Genomic DNA, 20,101 nt, shown 5'->3' with positions numbered 1-20,101 from the left:
ATCCAGACACATAGGAGTTGAGATGCGAATCGGAATCATCGGCGCCGGGCAGATGGCACAGGCGCTCGGCCGGGGTTGGGCATCGGCCGGGCACGACCTTGTCATCGGCGCGCGCTCCCGAGCGGCAGCAGACCAGCTGGTCGCCACGATCGGACACGGCGCACGAGCGGGCAGCATGATGGACGCCGCCGAGTTCGGTGCGGCCGTCCTGCTCGCGCTGCCGGTAAGCGCCCTTGACACGGTATTGGGCGAAGTCAGCGCAAAACTGGTGGGCCGCACGGTGATCGATTGCACCAATGCGTTCATGCCGGACGTGGCCGCACCCGCGGGCGCGACCGCATTCGTGCTCTCCGAAGACGCGGTGGCCGAGCGCATTGCGGCAACCGCCCCCGGCGCGCACGTGGTGAAGGCGTTCAATGTCTGCGCCGCCGAGGTATGGGCTTCGGACGCACGAGAATTCGAGGGCCGCAGGCTGGGTGTCCCGATCTGTGGTGACGACCCGGCCGCCGTGCGGCAGGTCTGCGCCCTGGCCGAAGACCTGAAGCTGCAACCGGTTTCCTCCGGCGGCCTGCACCGTGCGAAATATCTGGAGGCGACATCGGTATTCACCGTCGGCCTCTGGTTCAGCGGGCAGGACGCCAGGGCGATCTTCCCGCCGCTGGATGCCGCCTTCGCAGTCGAGGACTGAGCCGGGCCCGACTACCCGCGCGGGGACGCCTTCCTCGAATGATTCGAAGGAAGGCTTCCTTTCAGTGCTCCGATGCCGGTATCACCAGCCGGAATTACCACGGACCGGGATATTGACGAAGCTGGGACGGTTCGGATCCAGCTGCACATGCTGCGGTTTCGAACCCGTGTCGAGCAGCATCGGCAGCACTGGCAGACCCTTCGGGAAGTTGCCCGCGAACACATCGACGCGCAGGCGGTGCCCCGGCTTCAGGATCGCCTCGGTGGCGGGCAGCGCGATGTCGAGGGTGGTCTCCTGGCCGGGCACCGTCGGCTGACGGCGGTCCAGCGAGGTGTAGGCGCGCGGGTCGGTGTAGTCGCCGTTGGCGGACTTGCTGCTGTTGGCCACATCGACCTCGCGCAGCGAGGCCATGATCTGCCCGGAAGAGAGCACCGTCGACTGCCCGTCCGGCGCGACATCGTTCACGGTGGCCACCCAGTAGCCGTCCGTGCCATCCTGAACGGTGTTGAGCCGCACCGCGATCCGGCCGGAGATCGTGGTGGTGTCGAGGACAGGCGCACTGGTGAATGTCAGTCCGTTGGTCTCCGCGATCCGCGAGTCCTTGGCGCAGCCGTCGATGATCGACAGCGCGCCCGCGCTACCCTGCGCTGCGTCGTTGGAGCACAGGGTAGTCAGGCCGGGCGCGACCGTCAGCCGCGCCGAGTCGGGGCTTGCCTGCGACAGCAGCGATCCGTCGTACAGGCTGTTGGCGGTGCCACTGCGGTCGGCGGACAGATACATCCTGCGGTGCACCGCATCCTGCGACGTCGCCGCGGCATCCGGATCGGCGAACGAATCGGTGGTGATCCAGCCGCCGCCCTGCTGACGCAGCGTGATCGGACCGTAGGTGTCGATGCCGTTGTCGATGCCCTTGAGCCACTTATCGAACCAGGCCCGCTGCAACACGTCCAGCCGCGGCGGCAGGCCGGGCTTGCCGTATTCGTTGCCGGAATTGATGTGATAGGTGTTGCCCATCAACAGCTGTTTCTGGCCTGCGGGCAGCGGAATCTCGTTGTAGATCTTGGATTCCGAATAGGTGAACAGGTCGTGCCAACCGCCGGTCACGAAGGTCGGCACCTGAATCTTGCTCGGATCACCCAGCCAGGCTTCCCGCGCTGTCGAGGTGGCGGTCAGCAGTTCTTTCGCGCGCGGATCGAGATCCTCGATACGGGCGGTGGTGTAGACGTTGAGCAGCACGTCCATGAAGGTCAGCGGATCCTTCGCCCGATCGGCGAGCCACTGCGTATCGAACTGGCCGTTGACCACCGACGCCAGATCCGGAAGCAGCTTGAGGCCGTTGATGGCGGTCAGCCACAGCGGAATGAAGTTGAAGCCGAAGCCGCCGCCGGGCGCGAGCACGTCGTTGACGAGGTCGCTGCCGGGTACCACCGGGAAGATCGCCTTCAGCGCGGGCGGCTGCTTCTCGGCGACCTGCACCTGGTTGATGCCGGAATACGAGATGCCGTTCATGCCGATACGGCCGTTCGACCAGGGCTGACGGGATGCCCAGTCGATCACCTCGACGGTGTCCTGCTGCTCGCGCCCGCGCAGCATGTCCCACACGCCCTGTGAGAAACCGGTGCCGCGTACATCGACGACGACCTGGGTGTAACCGCTCTTGATGAGCTGGCGGTCGACCGCGAAGTTTCGCAGCTCGCCGCCGCCGAATGCCTTGGTGAGGTCGGTGACGCCCGACAGCGGCGTACCGCTCATGTCGATCTGACGCAACAGCTCGATCAGCGCGTCGGAGAGACCGGGGATGGACATCGCGCTGTCGGCGAGGTTCGACACCAGCTTGGTGTAGGGCGTCATGTTGACGACGGTCGGCGTCGGGGTGTCTATCGGCCTGCCCGCCGCGTCCGCGGGACGGTACACGTTGCCCTCGAGGACGGTGCCGTCGCTCATGGTGATCGGCACATCCCATTGGATGTTCACGTTCGGGAACTGCTGGGGGCCGTCCTCGGCCGCCGTCCAGGTCGCGCCCGCCGCGCCGCCGTCGGGACCAGCGGCGACCGGGTCGGCGCTCGCGCCGGAAGTGAGGAAGGGACAGAGCACCGCGGTGGCAACTGCCGCCACCGTGACCCGCAACGCGTGCTTCATCGGACGTGATCCACCTCTCGGACTGATCGAACGAGCGGAAGTTTACATACCGACGAGTAAGTTCGAACTCCCGGTCGCGTGAATTTGAGCCGAATATCGATTCACATACAGCGGATAGCATGCCATATCGGCTGCATATCAGGGCTGAAGCCGCGCTCGAAGATCAGAATTATCACTCACCAAAACAGCGATGCGCTGCGGCCGATTGCTCGACAGCAGCGCATCCGCGTGCGGGGTTTGCCGCCTCAGGGCTACTTGCCGCCCTGGCTTGCCACCGCGGCAGCGCCCGCGGCAGCGGCGTCCGGATCCAGGTACTCGCGTGGGCGGACCGGGCGCAGGTTCTCGTCGAGCTCGTAGCGCAGCGGGATGCCGGTGGGGATGTTGAGCTCCGAGATGTCGTCGTCGGAGATCTGATCGAGGTGCTTCACCAGGGCGCGCAGCGAATTGCCATGCGCGGCGACCAGGACGGTCTTGCCAGCGACGAGCTCCTTGGAGATGGTCGACTCCCAGTACGGGACCATCCGGTTCACCACGTCGAGCAGGCACTCCGTCTTCGGCACCTCGATGCCCGCGTAGCGCGGGTCGCCCTCCTGGCTGTACACGTTGGCCGGGTCGATCGGCGGCGGCGGGGTGTCGTAACTGCGACGCCACAGCATGAACTGCTCGTCGCCGTACTTGTCACGGATCTGCGCCTTGTTCTTCCCCTGCAGCTCGCCGTAGTGCCGCTCGTTGAGCCGCCAGTCGCGAACCACCGGGACCCAGTGCCGGTCGGCGGCGTCCAGCGCGATGTTCGCGGTGCTGATCGCGCGGCGCAGCAGCGAGGTGTAGACGATGTCCGGCAGGATGCCGTGCTCGGCCAGCAGCTCGCCTGCCCGCTTGCCCTCGGCGATGCCCTTGTCGGTCAGGTGCACATCCACCCAGCCGGTGAACAGATTCAGGGCATTCCATTCGCTCTCGCCGTGGCGCAGCAGCACGAGGGTGTACGTCATGCAGGCCATTCTGGCATGTGCGCAAACCTGCCTTGCATCCGTTCCCGGTGGCCGAACAGGGCATCGGCCTGTCCGAGCTCGGCCCGGTCAGGCAACGGTGTCGGCCGTCGCATGGCCCGCGGCGAGCACCCCCGCGCCTACCAGGGTGGCGCCGTTGGTGATTCGCGACAGCACGACCTGGAGTCCACCGAGAAACCCCAATCGCGCGTGCCGGGCGACCGCCGCGCGTAACGGCTCCCAGAGTGGTGCACCCGACTGCGCGAAACCGCCGCCGATCACCACCAGATCGATATCCTGCAACGCGGCGGCCGAGGCGATGGCCTGCCCGAGCGCGGTCCCGGATCGATGCAGCGCCGCGAGCGCGATGTCGTCGCCGGCATGCGCCGCTTTCGCCAGCGCGGCACCGGTCGCACCGGACCAGCCCTGCGCGCGGGCCCAGCGCACCGACGACATGCCGCTGGCAATCGCCTCGACGCAGCCGACTCCGCCGCATTCACAGGGCACATCCCACCCAGGCACCACGATGTGACCGATATGCCCCGCGTTGCCGGTCCGGCCGAGCAGCACCCGGCCATCCGCGATGATCCCGCCGCCGATCCCCGACGACACCGTCATCGCCAGCCCGTTCGCGACGCCGCGCAAGGCGCCGACATGATGTTCGGCCAGCGCCAAGCAGGCACCGTCGATGGCGAATCGTATTGCGGCGCCGGGAAAGAGCTTCTGCACCTCGGCGACGATCGGGAATCCGGACTTCCACTCGGGGATGTTCAGGGGGCTCGTCACACCGGATCGGGTATCGACAGGACCGGCCGAGCCGATCCCGATGGCGGTGATGGTGTCCTCGCCCGCGACCTCCGCCAACAGCGTGCGGCACGCCTCCCACACCGCCTCGCGCGGCACGTCGACCTGCCGCACCTCACCCACCTTGCGGCCACCGTGCACCCGTCCCGCCGCGAACTTCGTCGCACCGATATCAAGAGCAAGAACTGTCATCGCCGGGCCGCCTCCACGCTCACCGAGTCCCCCGCGCGATTATCGCGCATCACCATCTCGCCGGCGGAGCTGAATATTTTGGCCAGAACGTTCCGTTACGTTCTGTTCGACGCCGGCTATCGAGTGCCGAGCATCCGTTCGATCACCCGCGACACGGCCTCGTTCCACTACCTCGAAGGTCGAAAGATCCGCAGCGGGCGCAATTCGACTTGATCGCAACATATTTCGAGCCACTTACACCGAGGAAGCCGTACCCTGCACAATCTCGCCGACCTCCGCTGCGCAATCCGCGGCAGCGTGCTGCTGCGCGCCGGCACCCGAGCGTGCAACTGCGGCACCTCGGCCCGCCCGTCCGACATCCCCGCACGGCCCCGATCGCCGAGCCGTACCTCAGGTACCTGTTCGGGCTGCTGATCACCGAAGAGGTCACCGCGGTCATCATCGATAAGCAGCAGAGCCTGGTCGACGCGCTCGGTGCGCGGGTGGCGGGCCGCAAGCCGCTGTGCTTGCTCAATCCGTCGGAGCGGGCCGCGACCGCATTCTGCGCGCAGGCCTCACACGGCTGCGCGACATCACGAGCCTGCGCGGCCCGAATAGTGTTGTCCGGAGCGACTTCCCGGCGCCCGGCCGATCCGACATCGCCGTCCTGAGCGGTTCGGCAACGAAGCCGGACTCACTCAGGGCTGCTCGGCGGTGTCCACCAAATGCTCGAAGGCGCGCAGATTCTTCAACGATTCGCCGCGCGAGACACGCCACTTCCACTCTCTCCGAATGGATTCGGCGAAGCCGAGCTCGAGCAGGGTGTTGAAGTCGGCGTCGGCGGCCTCGAGGATCTGGCCGAATACCCGGTCCAGTTCATCGGCGGTGACGGCGTGGGTGGCGATACGGCCGACCAGGTAGATATCGCCGACGCGGTCGAGGGTGTAGGCCACACCGTAGAGCCTGCGGTTGCGCCGCAGCAGAAATTTGTAGACGCCCTCGAAGTTTTCGTCGGGCTTGCGACAGACGAACGATTCGATCCGCACGCCGTGCTTGCCGACAGTGAGCATGACGGTGGTCTTCAGCTTGCGCTCACCGGGCAGGATGACGACGAAGACATCCGCACTCGGCCGGGTGTATTCGATCTCCCTGTCACGCAGCGTCGCATCGATCAGCTGCGCGGTCACGTGCGCCCCGCTGCTCACCGGCGTGCTCCCATCCGGCGCCGCCACAGCGCCCGCGATCGGGCCTGGCTGCTCTCGTTGAGGAGTGCGGCCGTGCGTTCCATGGCGAGGCCGGCGAGCTCACCGGGTGCCGAGGGACGTGCCGCGTCGAACTCGGTGCCGTCGTCGAGCGGCTGTGCGCGATCGGACGCCACGCCGCGCCCGCCACCGAGCCGGCTGCGCGCCGCACGGAAATCGGTCAGCGCCGCGGAGTAGCTGGCGAGCAGTCCTTCCGCGGTGTGTTCCCAGGAGAAGTTGGCGGCATGTCCGACGGCGCAGGCGCTCATCCGAGCCAGCCGTCGCGGGTCGTCCAGTAGACAGCCCAGGGCGCTCGCCCAATCGGCGGTGGCGTGGCCGGGAAGCAGTAGACCGGTCTCGCCGTGGCGCACGGCGGTGCCGAGCCCGCCCACGTCTGCTGCCAGCACCGGCGTGCCGCTGGCCTGCGCTTCGATGGCGACAAGTCCGAACGATTCGTTATAACTGGGCACCGCGACCAGATCGGCGGCGCGGTACACCTGGACGAGGCGGTCTGGCGGCTGCGGCGGCAGGAAGGTCACGCGGTCGGCGATGCCCAGGCCGGCCGCCAGCTCGATCAGTGCGTCGGGGCGCTCGAGTCCCGTTCCGGACGGGCCGCCGACGATGAGTACTCGCAGCTGACGCGCGGGCTGGGTCCGCAGCACCTCGGCCGCGGCCCGCACCAGTACGTCGGGGGCCTTCAGCGGCTGGATCCGGCCGACGAAGGCGACGATCTGCTCGTCGGTGGCCAGCCCCAATTCCGCGCGAGCCGCAGCCTTGTCGCCGGGGCGGTAGCGGGTCAGATCGGCGCCGGGCGGCACCACGTCGATGCGTTCGGGCGCGGCGCCGTAGAGCTCGATGAGCTGGCGTGCCTCGTCGGCGGTGTTGGCAACCATCCGATCCGCTTCGGCGATCACCTGCTTCTCACCGATCTCACGGGTGACGGGTTCGGGGCAGTCGCCCTCTGCGAGTGCGGCGTTCTTCACCGCGGCCAGGGTGTGCGCGGTGTGCACGAGCGGTACCCGCCAGCGGTCTCTGGCCAGCCACCCGACCTGCCCGGACAGCCAGTAGTGCGAGTGCACGAGGTCGTAGTAGCCGGGTTGATGCCTGGCTTCCTGCCGCAGCACTTCGGCGGTGAACGGACACAGCTGAGTCGGCAGGTCGTGTTTGTCCAACCCCTCGAACGGACCCGCCACCACATTGCGCACGAGCACCCCGGGCGCCGCCTCCTGCACAGGCGGGGCATTCGAGGAGGTGGCCCTGGTGAAGATCTCCACCTCGGTACCGCGACAGGCCAGCTGAATGGCAGTTTGAAGCACGTACACGTTCATGCCGCCCGCGTCGCCAGTGCCCGGTTGAGCAAGTGGTGAGGTGTGCACCGATAGCACGGCAATCCGATTGGGCCGTAGGTCCGGGCGTTGACTCACACTATCCATAGTGCACGTTGCATCAACGAAGTCAGACGCCGCTACCGCGGCAAGTGACGGCCATCACAAACCGATCGTGAGGGCAGTCACGAATCGGCGCCCTCCACCGGCGCTCGGCGAACAGGACCCAGTCTGCGTGACGAGCACAGCCCGCACCGGCGGGTTTCGGACGGCTACTTCGGCGTGACCGCCAGGCCGTCGATGAACGCACCGACCTCGGCCACGAACCGCGTGCGGTCCTCGATGAACAGACCGTGCTGCGCGCCCTCCCAGAACGAGGCGCGCGCACCGGGCACCGTGTCGAGAATGTAGCGGCCGTTCTCGATCGGGACGACCGGATCGCTGGTGCCGTGCAGAACCAACACCGGGACATCGAGGGCGCGCAGCATCTCGGTGTTGTCGACAGTCCGATAGAACAGCGCCTTGCGCACCCGCGGCGGCGTGGCCAGGCTCGCGCCGAACAGTCGCTGGGCATCGACGCCCTTGTCCTGGCCCTGGCCGGTGTTGGCATTGCCGAAGGCGCCGAAGGCACGCACCGCGCGCCCGGCACTTTCCTCGAAGACGCCGGGCATGGCTTCCCGCATGGCTGAACCGGTCTGCGCTCCGGGTGCACGGCCGATATTGGCCATCGAACCGGTGTAGATAACGCCGGCGATCGCGCCGGTTCCGTAGGCGGTCAGGTAGTCGCTGAGCACAATGCCGCCGTAGGACCAGCCCAGCAGCACCGCGCCGGACTCGATGCCCTCCCGCGCAAGGACAGCGGCGATATCGGCGGCCCAGTTCTCGGGATCGTCGTACCCGACCTCCGGTGCATCGGAGTAGCCGTGCCCGCGCAGATCAATGGCGATGACACGGAAACGCCCGGCCAACTCGTCGGCGGCCGCACCCCAACACAGCAGATTCGCCGACCAACCGTGCAGCAGCACCAGCGGCCGCCCGTCGGCAGGACCACTGACCCGATAGGCGATGGTGGTTCCGTCCGCACTGACCGCATCCCGAATAGCCATGCCACCGAGGCTAACGGTGTGGTGCGCGCCGACCGTGATCCGGGCAACAGCCCCGGCCCCTGGCAAACTCCCTGCACTTAGGATCGTGATCATGAGTATCCGCACCGCCGTCGTCACCGGAGCCAGCTCGGGAATCGGGGAAGCCACCGCAAGGGAACTCGCCAAGCAGGGTTACCACGTCTATGTCGGCGCCCGCAGGCTCGATCGGTTGCAGACCCTCGCCGACGAAATCGGCGGTACCGCGTTGGAACTCGATGTGACCTCCGATGCTTCGGTGCAGGCCTTCACCGATGCGATCGACAGCGCCCACGTGCTCGTCAACAATGCGGGCGGCGCGAAGGGCCTCGCCCCGGTGGCGGAGGCCGATCTCGACGACTGGCGCTGGATGTGGGAGACCAATGTGCTCGGCACGCTGCGCATCACCAAAGCGCTGCTGCCGAAACTGATCGCCTCGGGCGACGGCCTCATCGTCACCATCACTTCGGTCGCCGCCTTCCACGCCTACGACAACGGCTCCGGCTACACCTCCGCCAAGCACGCCCAGGCGGTACTGCACCGCACGCTGCGCGGCGAGCTGCTCGGCCAACCGGTCCGGCTCACCGAGATAGCGCCCGGCGCCGTCGAAACCGAGTTCTCCCTGGTCCGCTTCGACGGTGACGCCGAACGCGCCGCCAAGGTGTACGAGGGCATCGACCCGCTGGTCGCGCAGGACATCGCGGAGATTGTGGGCTTCGTCGCGTCTCGACCGTCCCACGTCAACCTGGACCAGATCATTGTCGCGCCGCGTGACCAGGTGGTCCCGGGTCGCTTCGCGCGCCGCGGCTGACATCCGGTCCGCGCTCGAGTCGCAGCACCACGCTCCCCCCGTCTATCGTGGCCCGGAGCCAAGGCTGGCCGAGTGCCACATAGGGGTTGCTGAAGATTCGCTCCAGTGGGTACGGGCGGTTGGCATCCGGGATTTGAAATTCGAATACACCAGATTGGAGTTGCTCGGCTCATGCTCAAGGGTTTCAAAGATTTCCTGATGCGCGGGAACGTTATCGACCTTGCTGTCGCGGTGGTCATGGGCACCGCGTTCACCGCGGTCGTGACGGCGGTGACCAAGGGCATCATCAACCCCTTGCTCGCCGTTCTGGGCAAGACCAACGAGCTGGGACTCGGCGTCCAATTGGTGGCGGACAAGCCCGCCACCTTCATCGCGGTCGGCCCGATCCTCACCGCGCTCATCGATTTCGTCATGGTCGCCGCGGTGCTGTACTTCGTACTGATGGTGCCGATGAAGACGCTCAAGAACCGCTTCGGCACCACCAAGGCCGCCGAGCCGACCGAGACCGAACTACTCATCGAGATCCGCGATCTGCTCGCCCGGCGCAACCTCGGCTCCGTCGAGGAGGCCATCGCGCTCGAGAAGGCGAACGTCGCGCCCGAGAAGGCCACAGCGAACCGGTAATCACCTGGCGCCCGAGACCAATCCGCCCCCGTTCGGATCATCGAACGGGGGCGGATCTGTCTGCGTTGGTCGCGGATCAACGCGGCGGCCCCGGCGCGACCGGTGTCGCGGAAATGCCGGGAGCGTGCGCGTCGTCCAACGCGGACAAGCCCTTCCAGGTACTCCAGCCGATGGTCCAGTCGTAGAGATCGCCGTCAGCGGCCGACATCTGGATCGATGTGCCGGTCACTTCGACCGGATCGCCGTAGAGCGCGGTCGGGAAGAACGCTTGCGCATCACTCGGCGAAAGATTGATACAGCCATTGGTGACATTCGACGACCCTTGCGCCGACAGCGATTCCGGATTCGCATGGATGAATTCGCCATTATTGGAAATGCGTACCGCCCAGCGTTCGCGAACGTTGGTGTAGAACGGCGGATTCGACATCATGAAGTCTTCGTACTTTTCGGTGACCACGTGCACACCGGAGCGGGTTACATTGCGTGGCTCATTGCCCTCGCCGTAGCTGACCGGGAAGTCGAAGACGACCTGTCCGTCGCGCACCACCTGCATACGGTGGCTCGGCGCGTTGGCCCGCACGATCTGACTGCGGCCGATGCGGAAATCCGAAGTGAGATCGGTGTATCCGTAATTGCCGCCGCCGAGGTCGAGGCCGTAGAGCTTGGCTGTGACCTGCACGGTAGTGCCTGGCACCCAGTAATCCTTCGGCCGCCAATGCAGGCGCGAGCCACCGTTGTCGTCGGGGAACCAGGCCCACGCGCCCTCGGTGGGCGGGTTGGTCGTGACGGTCAGTGCCTTCTCCACCGCGGCCTTGTTCTGCACAGAAGCCTTGAATTGCAGGATGATCGGCGCGGCGATGCCGACTTCCTGGTTGTCGGCGATATTGACGGTTGCGGGGACCGCGTTCTTCGGCGCGAGCGTGCGGAAGGTGCCCTCGATGGGAACCGGTTTGCGATCGGTGCCGATCGCCGTGCCCGACCAGGTGTAGGTGGCGTCGTAGCCGAGCGCCTCGGTGATCTTGTAGCTGTGCTTGTCCGGTGCGAGCTCGCCGCTGACGTGCTTGCCGCTGGCATTGGTCAGCGCGATCTGGTCGATCGTGCCGTCGGCGACGGTGACCGAGACCGGTGCCGTCGGGTTGACGTTCTCGGCATCGGCGGCCGGGGCCATACTGACTTTCGCGACTGGACGGGAATCGCCGGCGGAGTCGCTCTTGCCGCCGCGGTCGATCGTGCAGCTTGCCACCAGGGCAACCACGGCGAGTAGCACGGCTGACACGGCAGCGGCCGGTCTTCGGATGACTGGGCGGTTACTCACTTCTTCGAAGTTACGCGCGAGAAATCGTTCACTCCGCCAGCGAAGAATGTGGCGTCCCTTGCATCCGGCTAGAGCCTGACCCCCACCGTGACCGGCTCCGGCTCGAGCCGGATCCCGAATCGCTCGGTGACACCGTCACGGACCGTCCTGGCCAGCGCGACTAAATCCGCTGCCGTCGCGTCACCACGGTTGGTCAGCGCCAACGTGTGTTTCGTGGACAGCCGAGCCGGGGCCGACTGCCCGGGAAAACCCTTGGCGAAACCGGCCCGTTCGATGAGCCAGCCCGCGGAGAATTTGACCCCGTCCGGTGCCGGATAGGTCGGGATCGTGACATCGCCCACATGCGCGGCGATCGCGGCCCGCACCGCGCCGACCCCGGCTTCCGGAACGACCGGGTTGGTGAAGAAGGATCCGGCGCTCCAGGTGTCGTGATCGGCAGGGTCGAGCACCATGCCTTTGCCCGCCCGCAAGCCGAGCACCGCGGCCCGCACCTGCGCCGCCGGTCTGGATTCGCCGTTGGTCGCGCCGAGCGCGTTCGCCAGCTCGCCGTAGCGCAGCGGTGCGCTGGCCCCGCTGGGATCGAGCGCGTAATCGACGGCGAGCACAACGGCGTCATCGCGGTGTTTGAGCACGCTGGTCCGGTATCCGAAACCGAGCTCGCCCGGCTCGACCCAACGGATCTCGCCAGTGGCGCGATCGAGCAATCGCGCCCGACGCAGCAGGCGCTCCACCTCGACGCCGTACGCGCCGACGTTCTGCACCGGGGTCGCGCCCGCCGATCCCGGAATGCCGGAAAGGCACTCCAGTCCACCCAACCCGGCCGCCACGGTCGCCTCGACCACCGTGTCCCAGTTCGCGCCCGCCTCGGCGATCACACCGTCCGCGCCGATCTCGACGCCCTCGGTCCGCACCAGAACGACGACACCGTCGAAGCCCTCGTCACCGATCAGCAGATTGGAGCCGCCGGCGAGCAGCAACAGCGGGATTCCGGCCGCGTCCAGCGCGCGCACGGTCGCCACCAACGACTCGGTCGACACGCACTCGGCCACCGTCGCGGGCCCGCCGACCCGCAGCGTGGTCAGTTCCGCAAGCCGCACCGATTCGCGCACCAGCGCACCGGTGTCGGCCAGCAGCTCGCGCAACCGATCCGACGACACCACCCGTGAAGTTCGCACAGCCAGACGGTAGCGTGTTCGAACATGGCTACACCCCTGGCGTACACGGCCCGCTATTCGCATCCGGTCGCGGCCGTGCGCGCAGTGATTGCTGACGAGCAGTATTGGAAGAACCGCATCGCCGAGGTGGGTGGGCCCAACGCTCGACTCGATTCGATCGCCGTCAACGGTGATCAGGTCCGCATCGAGATGGTCCAGGCCATCGCCGCAGAGCTGCTGCCCGCCGCCATCACCGCGGTCCGCCCCGGCGATCTGATCATCCCGCGCGTCGAGAACTGGTCCGGCGATACCGCGACCTTCGAGGCCCGCGTCGAGGGCGCACCTGCCGAGGTTCGCGGTGCCATCGCCCTCGTTGCCGATGGCACCGGCTCGGTGGCCACGGTGACCGGCAACATCGAGGTGAAGATCCCGCTGTTCGGCGGGAAGATCGAAGCCGCGATCGCCGAGCGTCTCACCGAACTGCTCGCCTCCGAGGAGGAGTTCACCAACAACTGGCTCGCTCAGCGCTGAGTCCGCACCCGACGCCGCACACCTTCTGGAATGCCAGGAGGTGTGCGTTCGTTCCGGGGTGTTCGCGCGGTGCTCAGCCGCGGCAGGCTGCCACCAGTACCGGGACAGCAGTCCCGTCGGCAGCGCACCGACCGCGTTCACTTCGCCAGTCCGGATGGTCTCCACATTCACCGCCGAGCGATGGCGCGGCAATCGGTCCCGGTAACGTAACCGTTCATGGCTCGCCGACTGGACTATTCAGCCCGCTACCCGCTGCACACCACCAAAGAGCTGTATGCAGCGTTGTCGAACCGCGACTACTGGGAGGCGCGGGTCACCGAGATGCGAAAGTACTCGGAGAACGAAGTCGTGAGCCATGAGGTCAGCGACTCCGGCATCGAGATCGTGCTGCACCACATCCTGCCGCGAGAGATGCTGCCGGAGATGGCGCAGGCGGTGATGCGCAAAGATATGGTGATCACCCGCAAAGAGAGCTACGGCCCGTTCAACGAGGACGAAGTCGTCGGCAAATACTCTGCGTCGATCCCCGCGGGCCCCGGCAGCCTCGGCGGCACCATCCGTGTGTTCCCCACCGACACCGGCTGCACCGCGCGGTTCTCCTCGGAGGCAAAGGTGTTCATTCCCATGGTTGGTCCGCGACTCGAGCAGCTGATGCTGGTGAACCTCGTCGACCTGTTCCGTGCCGAGGCCGAAGAGACCGTGCGGTGGCTGGAAGAGCAAAACCCGACCAGCTGACCAAACCGGTCGGCACCATCACCCGCGGCACCACCGGCGTCAACAGACTACGACGCAGCGACCGCTGGCTGATCAACAACGAACTGGTCCGGGCGCGCCTGCAGGACGCGCCGGATCCGCTGGTCGTCGATCTCGGTTACGGTGCGAGCCCGTGGACCACGCTGGAGCTGGCGACCCGGGTGCGGACCGTCCGCGCCGACGTGCGCGTGATCGGCTTGGAGATCGACCCGGATCGGGTGGTGCCCGGCCGCGACGGGGTCGGATTCGCCCGCGGCGGCTTCGAGTTGGCCGGGCTGCGGCCGGTCTTGGTGCGCGCGTTCAATGTGCTGCGGCAGTATCCGGAATCAGCGGTCCCCGACGCGTGGGCGACCATTCTCTCCGGCCTCGCCCCCGACGGCCTGCTGGTCGACGGAACCTGCGATGAACTAGGCCGCCGCTGCGCATGGGTGCTGCTGGATCGCTCGGGGCCACTGTCGTTGACCCTGGCGTGGGATCCGTTCACCGTCGAGCGCCCCTCTGACATCGCCGAGCGACTTCCGAAGGCATTGATCCACCGCAACGTTCCCGGCGAACCGATCCATGCCCTGCTCACGGCCGCCGACCGCGCCTGGGCCCGCGCCGCACCGCACGCGCCGTTCGGGCCGCGGGTCCGCTGGCGAGCCACAGCGGAGTCGTTGCGGCAGGAAGGTTTTCCGGTGCGAACCTACCGCCGTCGTATGCGTGACTGCGTGCTCTCGGTTCCGTGGTCGGCCGTCGCGCCGAACAACGGTCGCACGTAGCCCGTGAGGTGGTCGGCTCATACGCCGGTGAGGGCCCGATGCACCCGGGCGGCCGCACGCGGGGGCAGTCGGACACTGGCCGAACGGATTTCATCGCGCGCACAACGATGGATGGCGACCGCATCGCCGACCACCTCGTCCAAGGCGGTCTGCCCGATATCCGCCTCCGCCAGATCGAGCACCGTCCGCACCGGCGTCGTCACCAGGAACGAGCCCGCCGACTCGACATCGGTGGCGACCAGCGGACGACGCAAGACTACGAGGCGCGGCGTCACCGGCGGGCGCCCAGCACCGACCGACAGGTGCAGGAATAGCGGCCGTAGCCGACCGAGCCCGTGCAGTTCGGCCGCGCTCTGATGCGACACCGCCGCGGCGCCGTCGAACCAGGCCGCCCACATGGCGTACTCGTCGAGCGGGCCCTGGGGCCAATCGGCCAGCCGAAGTAAACCCACGCCCGCCCGCGTCACCGAGCCATCTCCGAGCGCCACCCGCACTCGCACCTCACAACCGGTGCGCAACACCTGCCTGGTGGTGAAGAATCCGGCGTGCCGACCGGCCAGGCGCCGCAGCACCCGCCATCTCTGCTCCGCGGAGAGTGCGCGGGCCGCAGCATCGCCAGCCATGGCCACCAGGCTACGCTCGAAATCTGTGTCCCATGTCACAATCGATCCCCTCACCGCGCCCTCAGAGCGAACACAGAAATGTCGGGAAGAATCGGGCTCATGAGTCAGAAGCCTCCTACCACCGCGACCTCCACCCGGCGCACCCTGGTGATCGCCCTCGTCGTGGTCGTGACGCTGCTCATCGGTGCGTTGGTCGCCGGCGAGGCGTACGCCAGGCACAAGATCTCGCGGTGCATAAGCACGCAATTCGAGAAGGACATGGGCTCGAAGATCGACGTCGGCTTCGGCTGGCGGCCGATGCTGCTCACTTTGATCGACGGCAAAGTCTCCAAGGTGACAGTGGATAGCGCCGACTCCAAGTTCGGCCCGGCCGTCGGCATGGTGGTGCACGCCAAGTTCAAGAACCTCGATGTCAGCAACGGCGGACAGAGCGGCGGCACCATCGATAGTTCGTCGGCCGATGTCACCTGGAACAACGACGGAATCCGGCAAACGCTCGGCGGCCTGGTCAGTGGCGTGCACTCCTCCTCGAGCACCGGGATGCTGACGCTGGACGTGCTCGGTGGGCTCGCCCAGCTGCAGGTGCAGCCGCGGGTGGCGAACGGCGGGGTGCAGGTGGACACCATGTCGGCGGAGCTGCTCGGCATGGGCTTGCCCACCGATCTGGTGCAGGGCATCGTCGATGTCTTCACCCAGAGCCTGCAGAGCTATCCGATGGGCCTGAAGGCGACCGACATCAAAGTGACCGACGACGGTATCGCGGTGAAGCTGGAGGGCGGCCGCACCGAGCTCGAGGCCGGCCCGAACGAGGCCCGCTGCTGATCACCACCGAAATCGTGTCCTCGCCGGAGGAATTCGCACCCCGAACGAATCAGGCGGGGAAACCGTCAAGCACCACACGGGATTTGGACAGACCGAGCCGGGTCGCGCCAGCGGCGATCAGTTCCGCCGCGGCTTCGGCGGTCCGGATCCCACCGCTCGCTTTCACGCCGAGACGCCCGCCGACCGTTTCCGCCATCAGCGCTACCGCGTGCACGCTCGCACCGCCCGCGGGGTGAAAGCCGGTGGAGGTCTTCACAAAGTTCGCACCCGCGCGTTCGGCGACGCGGCAGACCGCCACGATCGCGGCATCGGGCAACGCGGCCGACTCGATGATCACCTTGAGCACCGCCCGCTCGCCCATGGCCTCACGGACCGTGACGATATCGGCCAGGACGGCGTTGTAGTCACCGGCAAGCGCCGCGCCGACATCGATGACCATGTCCACTTCGGCCGCGCCGTGCTCGACGGAGAGTCGGGCCTCCGCGCCCTTCACCAGCGAATGGTGTTTGCCGGAAGGGAATCCGGCGACCGTCGCGATCGCCACACCAGGTGCACGCACCGGCAGCATGGACGGCGATACACAGATCGCGTACACGCCGAGCGCACGCGCTTCGGCGATGAGCGCGTCGACATCGGCGGTCGTCGCCTCGGGTGCGAGCAAGGTGTGATCGATCATGGCGGCCACTTCGGCCCGGGTCAGCGATGTGGAGCTTGCCATGGGGTGAGAGTCTGGCATACCCGCGGCGAATTCCATTGCGTGCCTCCGGCGCTTCCCGCACACTCGTTATTGTCGGTGGAGGACTTGTACATCGGACACGAGCGCGTGCACGACTCCGCCGCGAGCGCGGGAGCATGTACGGATGGCCCTACTCGTTCAGGAGGAGACGACACCGTGCTGATCCGTCGCGAACGCGCCGATGATGTCACTGCCATCGCGGCGGTGCATCGCAGCGCCTTCGGACCGCAGTACGCCGACGGCGATGCGCGATACACCCTCGCCGACGCCGACATCGTGGAGATGACCGGCGAACCCAACAGCGCCGACGACCCGCCCGAGGTCGATCTCGTCGCCCGCCTCCGCAGCGACGAAGGCTGGATCCCCACGCTGTCCTTCGTCGCCATCGAGCACGACATAGTCATCGGGCATGTCTGCCTCACCCGCGCGAGTGTCGGCCCCTTTCCGGTCCTCGCCCTCGGCCCGCTCGGCGTCGACACCGAACACCAGGGCAGCGGCGTCGGCGCGGCCCTCGTGCACGCCGCCCTCGGCGCGGCGGACGCTCTCGACGAACCCCTCGTCGCCCTGCTCGGCAGTGTCGACTACTACCCCCAATTCGGCTTCGTCCCCGCCGCCCGCCTCGGCATCACCCCGGACGAACCCGCCTGGGTCTCCCACTTCCAGGTCCGCCAGCTGACCGCCTACGAATCGCAGATCGTCGGCGAATTCCATTACGCCGAACCGTTTTATTGTGTTTGATTTGCGGCGCCGCGTGTTCGCGACCCCCTTGGTCTCGCTTCCTCTAATGCTCGGTCTCGCTGCGCTCGGACCGTCGGTAGCCGAGCTCACCACCTCAATGAACACGCTCCAGCACACACAGAGACGGAACATGCCACAAACCCTCGCACTCGAACTCGCCCCACCCGAAACGCGTCATTGTGCCAAGGGGGAGCGTCGGTAGGGATTGTCGCGACCATGGTGGATACCCGTCGGCTTGTGCTGGTGGTGGCTGCTCGTCCGGCGGGATCGCTGCCGGTTCGGGGCGTCGGTCGTGATTGGTGACTGTGGTGGATGTACGCGCGGTGCGTGCGGCGGGCGGATGGATGGGGCGCGGAGCGACCTGGGAGGATGTGTCGATGAGTTCCGCTCCATCCGCTCTCGACGACCGTCGTTTTGTGCTCAGCCTCGGCTGCCCGGACCGCCCGGGCATCATTGCTCGAATCACCTCGTTCATCGCCGAGTTCGGCGGGTCGATCGTGGAGGCCGGCTACCACTCCGACGTCGACAGTGGGTGGTTCTTCACCCGGCAGGCGATCAAGGCTTCGACGGTGCCGTTCGGGATCGCGGAACTGCGGGACCGGTTCGCGGGAGTGGCCGCGGAGCTGGGGCCGGAGACGGAATGGCAGCTCCTCGATTCCCGAGAGCGGCGGCGGGCGGTGCTGCTGGTCAGCAAGGACGGACACTGCCTGCACGACCTGCTCGGACGCGCCGCCAGCGGTGAGCTGCCCGCCACCATCGAGGCGGTCATCGGCAACCATCCCGACCTGGCAGGCATGACCGAGGCACACGGCGTGAAATTCCACTATGTGCCGTTCCCGAAGGACCCCGCCGAACGCGGCCCCGCATTCGAGCAAGTGCGAGCACTCGTCGACGCACACGACCCGCACGCGGTGGTGCTCGCCAGATTCATGCAGGTACTCCCCCCTGAACTCACCGAACACTGGGCAGGCCGGGCGATCAATATCCACCACAGCTTCCTCCCGTCGTTCGTCGGCGCCCGCCCCTACCACCAGGCTTTCGCCCGAGGCGTCAAACTGATCGGTGCCACCTGCCACTACGTCACAGCAGAACTGGACGCGGGCCCGATCATCGAACAGGACGTCATTCGCATCGACCATGCCGACGAGGTGCGCGACATGGTCCGCCAAGGCCGCGACATCGAACGTGTAGTCCTCGCCCGCGGCCTCCGCTGGCACCTGGAAGCCCGAGTCCTGGTCCACGGCCGCCGCACAGTCGTCTTCAACTGACAACCCACCCACGACACAACGCCGTCGCCCGCCCACCCCGGTCGCAACTTCGCACCTCTCGTGATGGGCATGAGATTCCGACAAGGGGTGTGGTTCTCCCCGACCCACATACTTCTGCCTCGCCAGAGAAGGTCCGAGAACGTCAACCACGGCCGGTCCGCACGGCGGAAGACACAGCCGGGTACCACATGACGTGCTCAGCACCGCCCCAGGGAAAACCGTGTAGGGCAACCCGAACTCGATAGCACACCAGAGGGTCCGACAAGCCCTCACCTCCCCACACAACTGGTCGGCCGAAGCTGGGTAGCGTGCCCGGCTCGACACGTGAACTCACCTTCCCCTGTTGTTGCATGCCAAGCAGTTCCAGTAACGACGGTAGTCAAATGGTGGCTACAGGGTTGGGGGTTGAGCCGCCATCTCACTACCGTCGATCTTCTGTGGGGAGGGTCAGCCCACGGCTTCTGCTGGTGTGCGGGTGGATTCGAGGACCTGGGTTAGTTCCTCGTTGAAGCGGTGATGGGCCTCGGTGTTGCCGAGATGGCCGGTGTTCAGTACCTCGTACTTGGCCAGGGTGCCGGTTTCGTTGAGCATCTCCGCGATCAGCTCGGAGTGTGCGGGCGGTGTCATGTCGTCGAGGGAGCCGGCGAGGACGGTTGTGGGCACCACCAGGTTTCGTGCCGATTCGCCGAGGTCCATTTCGGCGAGCAGGATGCCGAACTCGGCGCGCACGCGGGCTGGGCAGGAGCGCACGATGGCCATGCTGAAGTCGATCTCGTCGTCGGTGGCGGCGAGAGTCATGATCTGCCTGGCGAAGAGCCAGCGCACCGGAGCGAGCGGCGGGAAGAGGATGGGGGCGCCGAGTCCGAGACGGCCGATGAAGGCAGGCAAGGGAATTCGGAACTTCAGCAACGGGAGCGGTCGGTTGAACAACGGCACTACCGTGGTCGTCGCGACCAGCCCGTGCGGGGCGGTGTTGGTCAACAGCACCGCGAGCGCCCGCTCGGCGACCCGTTCGGGATACCGTCCGGCCCAGGCCTGCAGCGTCATTCCGCCGAGGCTGTGCCCGACCAGCACGGCCTTGCGGCCGGGACGCAGAGTGGCCTCGAGGACAGCGGCCAGATCGTCGGCGAGCAGATCGGTGGTCAGCGGGCTGGAACCGAGTTCGCTCTCTCCATGCCCGCGCTGGTCGTAGGCGATCACGCGGTACTCGCCCGCGAACGCATTGATCTGCGCGTTCCAGTATTCGATGGCGCAGGTCCAGCCATGCACCAGCACGATCACCTGTCTGTCGGCCGGTCCGTATGCGTGCACGCGCAGCTTGGCGCCGTCGGCGGTGGTCACGGGGACGATCTGATGCGCAATGGTCGGCGGGTTCAGTGCCGCGGTCGCATAGGTACGATTCCGCAGGTTGGCGCGGTGGACGTCGAGCAAGCCCCGGACATGTTCCGGGAGGTTCACCAACGCAGACGGCAGCATTGCACGCATCGGAC

At 66.9% G+C, this 20,101-nt stretch carries 21 protein-coding genes; 10 read left to right on the top strand and 11 right to left on the bottom strand.

Translation table 11 applies throughout. The features are described from left to right. The first annotated feature begins 22 nt into the window (after window positions 1–22). Window positions 23–688 (top strand): NAD(P)-binding domain-containing protein, encoded by a 666-nt coding sequence (locus AB0M74_RS12440; RefSeq protein ID WP_364905492.1) that lies wholly within the window; start codon window positions 23–25, stop codon window positions 686–688. Between the two features lie 81 nt (window positions 689–769). On the opposite strand, the gene AB0M74_RS12435 is transcribed toward AB0M74_RS12440, so the two are convergent. The 3 genes from AB0M74_RS12435 to AB0M74_RS12425 all read right to left on the bottom strand — a co-directional run bounded on the left by AB0M74_RS12435 (window position 770) and on the right by AB0M74_RS12425 (window position 4,809). Beyond that, on the bottom strand, window positions 770–2,827 hold the full coding sequence (locus AB0M74_RS12435; protein ID WP_364905489.1) for a CocE/NonD family hydrolase: 2,058 nt from the start codon (window positions 2,825–2,827) through the stop codon (window positions 770–772). 251 nt (window positions 2,828–3,078) lie between these two features. After that, window positions 3,079–3,816 carry a phosphoglyceromutase gene (locus AB0M74_RS12430; RefSeq protein ID WP_364905486.1) on the bottom strand — a complete coding sequence of 246 codons (738 nt, stop codon included), beginning with the start codon at window positions 3,814–3,816 and terminating at the stop codon, window positions 3,079–3,081. 87 nt (window positions 3,817–3,903) lie between these two features. Beyond that, a complete protein-coding gene (locus AB0M74_RS12425; protein ID WP_364905484.1) occupies window positions 3,904–4,809 on the bottom strand; it encodes an ROK family protein in 906 nt (301 codons plus the stop codon). 323 nt (window positions 4,810–5,132) lie between these two features. Here AB0M74_RS12425 and AB0M74_RS12420 point away from each other — a divergent pair, with 323 nt between their 5' ends. Next, complete coding sequence (locus tag AB0M74_RS12420; RefSeq protein ID WP_364905481.1) at window positions 5,133–5,459, top strand: hypothetical protein; 327 nt, start codon at window positions 5,133–5,135, stop codon at window positions 5,457–5,459. Between the two features lie 27 nt (window positions 5,460–5,486). Here the strand turns inward: AB0M74_RS12420 and AB0M74_RS12415 are convergent, their stop codons facing one another. The 3 genes from AB0M74_RS12415 to AB0M74_RS12405 all read right to left on the bottom strand — a co-directional run bounded on the left by AB0M74_RS12415 (window position 5,487) and on the right by AB0M74_RS12405 (window position 8,460). Next, a complete protein-coding gene (locus AB0M74_RS12415) occupies window positions 5,487–5,993 on the bottom strand; it encodes a YbjN domain-containing protein (protein WP_364905478.1) in 507 nt (168 codons plus the stop codon). Then, window positions 5,990–7,462: a D-inositol-3-phosphate glycosyltransferase gene (mshA, locus tag AB0M74_RS12410; RefSeq protein WP_364905475.1), complete on the bottom strand. Its 1,473-nt coding sequence runs from the start codon at window positions 7,460–7,462 to the stop codon at window positions 5,990–5,992. Before mshA ends, AB0M74_RS12415 begins: the two co-directional genes overlap by 4 nt. 164 nt (window positions 7,463–7,626) lie before the next feature. Further along, entirely contained in the window at window positions 7,627–8,460 is an 834-nt protein-coding gene (locus AB0M74_RS12405; RefSeq protein ID WP_364905473.1) for an alpha/beta hydrolase, read from the bottom strand. 91 nt (window positions 8,461–8,551) lie between these two features. Here AB0M74_RS12405 and AB0M74_RS12400 point away from each other — a divergent pair, with 91 nt between their 5' ends. Continuing rightward, entirely contained in the window at window positions 8,552–9,286 is a 735-nt protein-coding gene (locus AB0M74_RS12400; RefSeq protein ID WP_364905471.1) for an SDR family oxidoreductase, read from the top strand. 171 nt (window positions 9,287–9,457) lie between these two features. Next, window positions 9,458–9,910, top strand: a complete 453-nt coding sequence (gene mscL, locus AB0M74_RS12395; protein ID WP_364905468.1) for a large conductance mechanosensitive channel protein MscL — start codon at window positions 9,458–9,460, stop codon at window positions 9,908–9,910. Between the two features lie 76 nt (window positions 9,911–9,986). On the opposite strand, the gene AB0M74_RS12390 is transcribed toward mscL, so the two are convergent. Next, window positions 9,987–11,225, bottom strand: coding sequence for an Ig-like domain-containing protein (locus AB0M74_RS12390; protein ID WP_364905465.1), 1,239 nt, complete (start codon window positions 11,223–11,225; stop codon window positions 9,987–9,989). 68 nt (window positions 11,226–11,293) lie between these two features. Continuing rightward, complete coding sequence (locus AB0M74_RS12385; protein WP_364905910.1) at window positions 11,294–12,385, bottom strand: UDP-N-acetylmuramate dehydrogenase; 1,092 nt, start codon at window positions 12,383–12,385, stop codon at window positions 11,294–11,296. Window positions 12,386–12,424: 39 nt separating this feature from the next. Between AB0M74_RS12385 and AB0M74_RS12380 the strand changes: the two genes are divergently transcribed. The 3 genes from AB0M74_RS12380 (at window position 12,425) to AB0M74_RS12370 (ending at window position 14,424) form a co-directional block, all read left to right on the top strand. Continuing rightward, window positions 12,425–12,910, top strand: a complete 486-nt coding sequence (locus tag AB0M74_RS12380) for a DUF2505 domain-containing protein (RefSeq protein ID WP_364905462.1) — start codon at window positions 12,425–12,427, stop codon at window positions 12,908–12,910. A 216-nt stretch (window positions 12,911–13,126) separates the two neighbouring features. Then, window positions 13,127–13,645, top strand: coding sequence for a DUF2505 domain-containing protein (locus tag AB0M74_RS12375; RefSeq protein WP_364905459.1), 519 nt, complete (start codon window positions 13,127–13,129; stop codon window positions 13,643–13,645). Further along, window positions 13,615–14,424 carry a class I SAM-dependent methyltransferase gene (locus tag AB0M74_RS12370; protein ID WP_364905456.1) on the top strand — a complete coding sequence of 270 codons (810 nt, stop codon included), beginning with the start codon at window positions 13,615–13,617 and terminating at the stop codon, window positions 14,422–14,424. The genes AB0M74_RS12375 and AB0M74_RS12370 overlap by 31 nt, the downstream gene beginning before the upstream one ends. A gap of 17 nt (window positions 14,425–14,441) precedes the next feature. Here AB0M74_RS12370 and AB0M74_RS12365 read toward each other — a convergent pair whose 3' ends face one another. Continuing rightward, window positions 14,442–15,047, bottom strand: a complete 606-nt coding sequence (locus tag AB0M74_RS12365) for a hypothetical protein (protein WP_364905454.1) — start codon at window positions 15,045–15,047, stop codon at window positions 14,442–14,444. Between the two features lie 99 nt (window positions 15,048–15,146). Between AB0M74_RS12365 and AB0M74_RS12360 the strand changes: the two genes are divergently transcribed. Next, on the top strand, window positions 15,147–15,869 hold the full coding sequence (locus AB0M74_RS12360) for a DUF2993 domain-containing protein (RefSeq protein WP_364905452.1): 723 nt from the start codon (window positions 15,147–15,149) through the stop codon (window positions 15,867–15,869). A 49-nt stretch (window positions 15,870–15,918) separates the two neighbouring features. On the opposite strand, the gene deoC is transcribed toward AB0M74_RS12360, so the two are convergent. Next, the gene (gene deoC, locus AB0M74_RS12355) at window positions 15,919–16,587 is read right to left on the bottom strand and encodes a deoxyribose-phosphate aldolase (RefSeq protein WP_364905449.1); all 669 of its coding nucleotides are present in this window, start codon (window positions 16,585–16,587) and stop codon (window positions 15,919–15,921) included. A 174-nt stretch (window positions 16,588–16,761) separates the two neighbouring features. On the opposite strand from deoC, the gene AB0M74_RS12350 reads away from it, so the two are divergent. Next, window positions 16,762–17,343, top strand: coding sequence for an N-acetyltransferase (locus tag AB0M74_RS12350; protein WP_364905446.1), 582 nt, complete (start codon window positions 16,762–16,764; stop codon window positions 17,341–17,343). Between the two features lie 377 nt (window positions 17,344–17,720). Further along, window positions 17,721–18,611: a formyltetrahydrofolate deformylase gene (gene purU / locus AB0M74_RS12345; RefSeq protein ID WP_364905443.1), complete on the top strand. Its 891-nt coding sequence runs from the start codon at window positions 17,721–17,723 to the stop codon at window positions 18,609–18,611. Window positions 18,612–19,058: 447 nt separating this feature from the next. Here purU and AB0M74_RS12340 read toward each other — a convergent pair whose 3' ends face one another. After that, window positions 19,059–20,096 carry an alpha/beta hydrolase gene (locus tag AB0M74_RS12340; RefSeq protein ID WP_364905440.1) on the bottom strand — a complete coding sequence of 346 codons (1,038 nt, stop codon included), beginning with the start codon at window positions 20,094–20,096 and terminating at the stop codon, window positions 19,059–19,061. Window positions 20,097–20,101: the final 5 nt, after the last annotated feature.

This window comes from Nocardia sp. NPDC051463, from assembly GCF_040681975.1.
Lineage (GTDB): Bacteria > Actinomycetota > Actinomycetes > Mycobacteriales > Mycobacteriaceae > Nocardia.
This window is presented reverse-complemented; position numbering and strand designations above follow the sequence as displayed.

What these genes read in the sequence shown, in the direction of transcription:
- AB0M74_RS12440 (WP_364905492.1), top strand. Translation starts at nt 23, where the DNA reads ATGCGAATCGGAATCATCGGCGCCGGGCAGATGGCACAGGCGCTCGGC.
- AB0M74_RS12365 (WP_364905454.1), bottom strand. Translation starts at nt 15,047, where the DNA reads ATGGCTGGCGATGCTGCGGCCCGCGCACTCTCCGCGGAGCAGAGATGG.
- AB0M74_RS12340 (WP_364905440.1), bottom strand. Translation starts at nt 20,096, where the DNA reads ATGCGTGCAATGCTGCCGTCTGCGTTGGTGAACCTCCCGGAACATGTC.
- AB0M74_RS12360 (WP_364905452.1), top strand. Translation starts at nt 15,147, where the DNA reads ATGAGTCAGAAGCCTCCTACCACCGCGACCTCCACCCGGCGCACCCTG.
- AB0M74_RS12430 (WP_364905486.1), bottom strand. Translation starts at nt 3,816, where the DNA reads ATGACGTACACCCTCGTGCTGCTGCGCCACGGCGAGAGCGAATGGAAT.
- AB0M74_RS12435 (WP_364905489.1), bottom strand. Translation starts at nt 2,827, where the DNA reads ATGAAGCACGCGTTGCGGGTCACGGTGGCGGCAGTTGCCACCGCGGTG.
- mscL (WP_364905468.1), top strand. Translation starts at nt 9,458, where the DNA reads ATGCTCAAGGGTTTCAAAGATTTCCTGATGCGCGGGAACGTTATCGAC.
- purU (WP_364905443.1), top strand. Translation starts at nt 17,721, where the DNA reads ATGAGTTCCGCTCCATCCGCTCTCGACGACCGTCGTTTTGTGCTCAGC.
- AB0M74_RS12380 (WP_364905462.1), top strand. Translation starts at nt 12,425, where the DNA reads ATGGCTACACCCCTGGCGTACACGGCCCGCTATTCGCATCCGGTCGCG.
- mshA (WP_364905475.1), bottom strand. Translation starts at nt 7,462, where the DNA reads ATGGATAGTGTGAGTCAACGCCCGGACCTACGGCCCAATCGGATTGCC.
- AB0M74_RS12400 (WP_364905471.1), top strand. Translation starts at nt 8,552, where the DNA reads ATGAGTATCCGCACCGCCGTCGTCACCGGAGCCAGCTCGGGAATCGGG.
- deoC (WP_364905449.1), bottom strand. Translation starts at nt 16,587, where the DNA reads ATGGCAAGCTCCACATCGCTGACCCGGGCCGAAGTGGCCGCCATGATC.
- AB0M74_RS12425 (WP_364905484.1), bottom strand. Translation starts at nt 4,809, where the DNA reads ATGACAGTTCTTGCTCTTGATATCGGTGCGACGAAGTTCGCGGCGGGA.
- AB0M74_RS12405 (WP_364905473.1), bottom strand. Translation starts at nt 8,460, where the DNA reads ATGGCTATTCGGGATGCGGTCAGTGCGGACGGAACCACCATCGCCTAT.
- AB0M74_RS12375 (WP_364905459.1), top strand. Translation starts at nt 13,127, where the DNA reads ATGGCTCGCCGACTGGACTATTCAGCCCGCTACCCGCTGCACACCACC.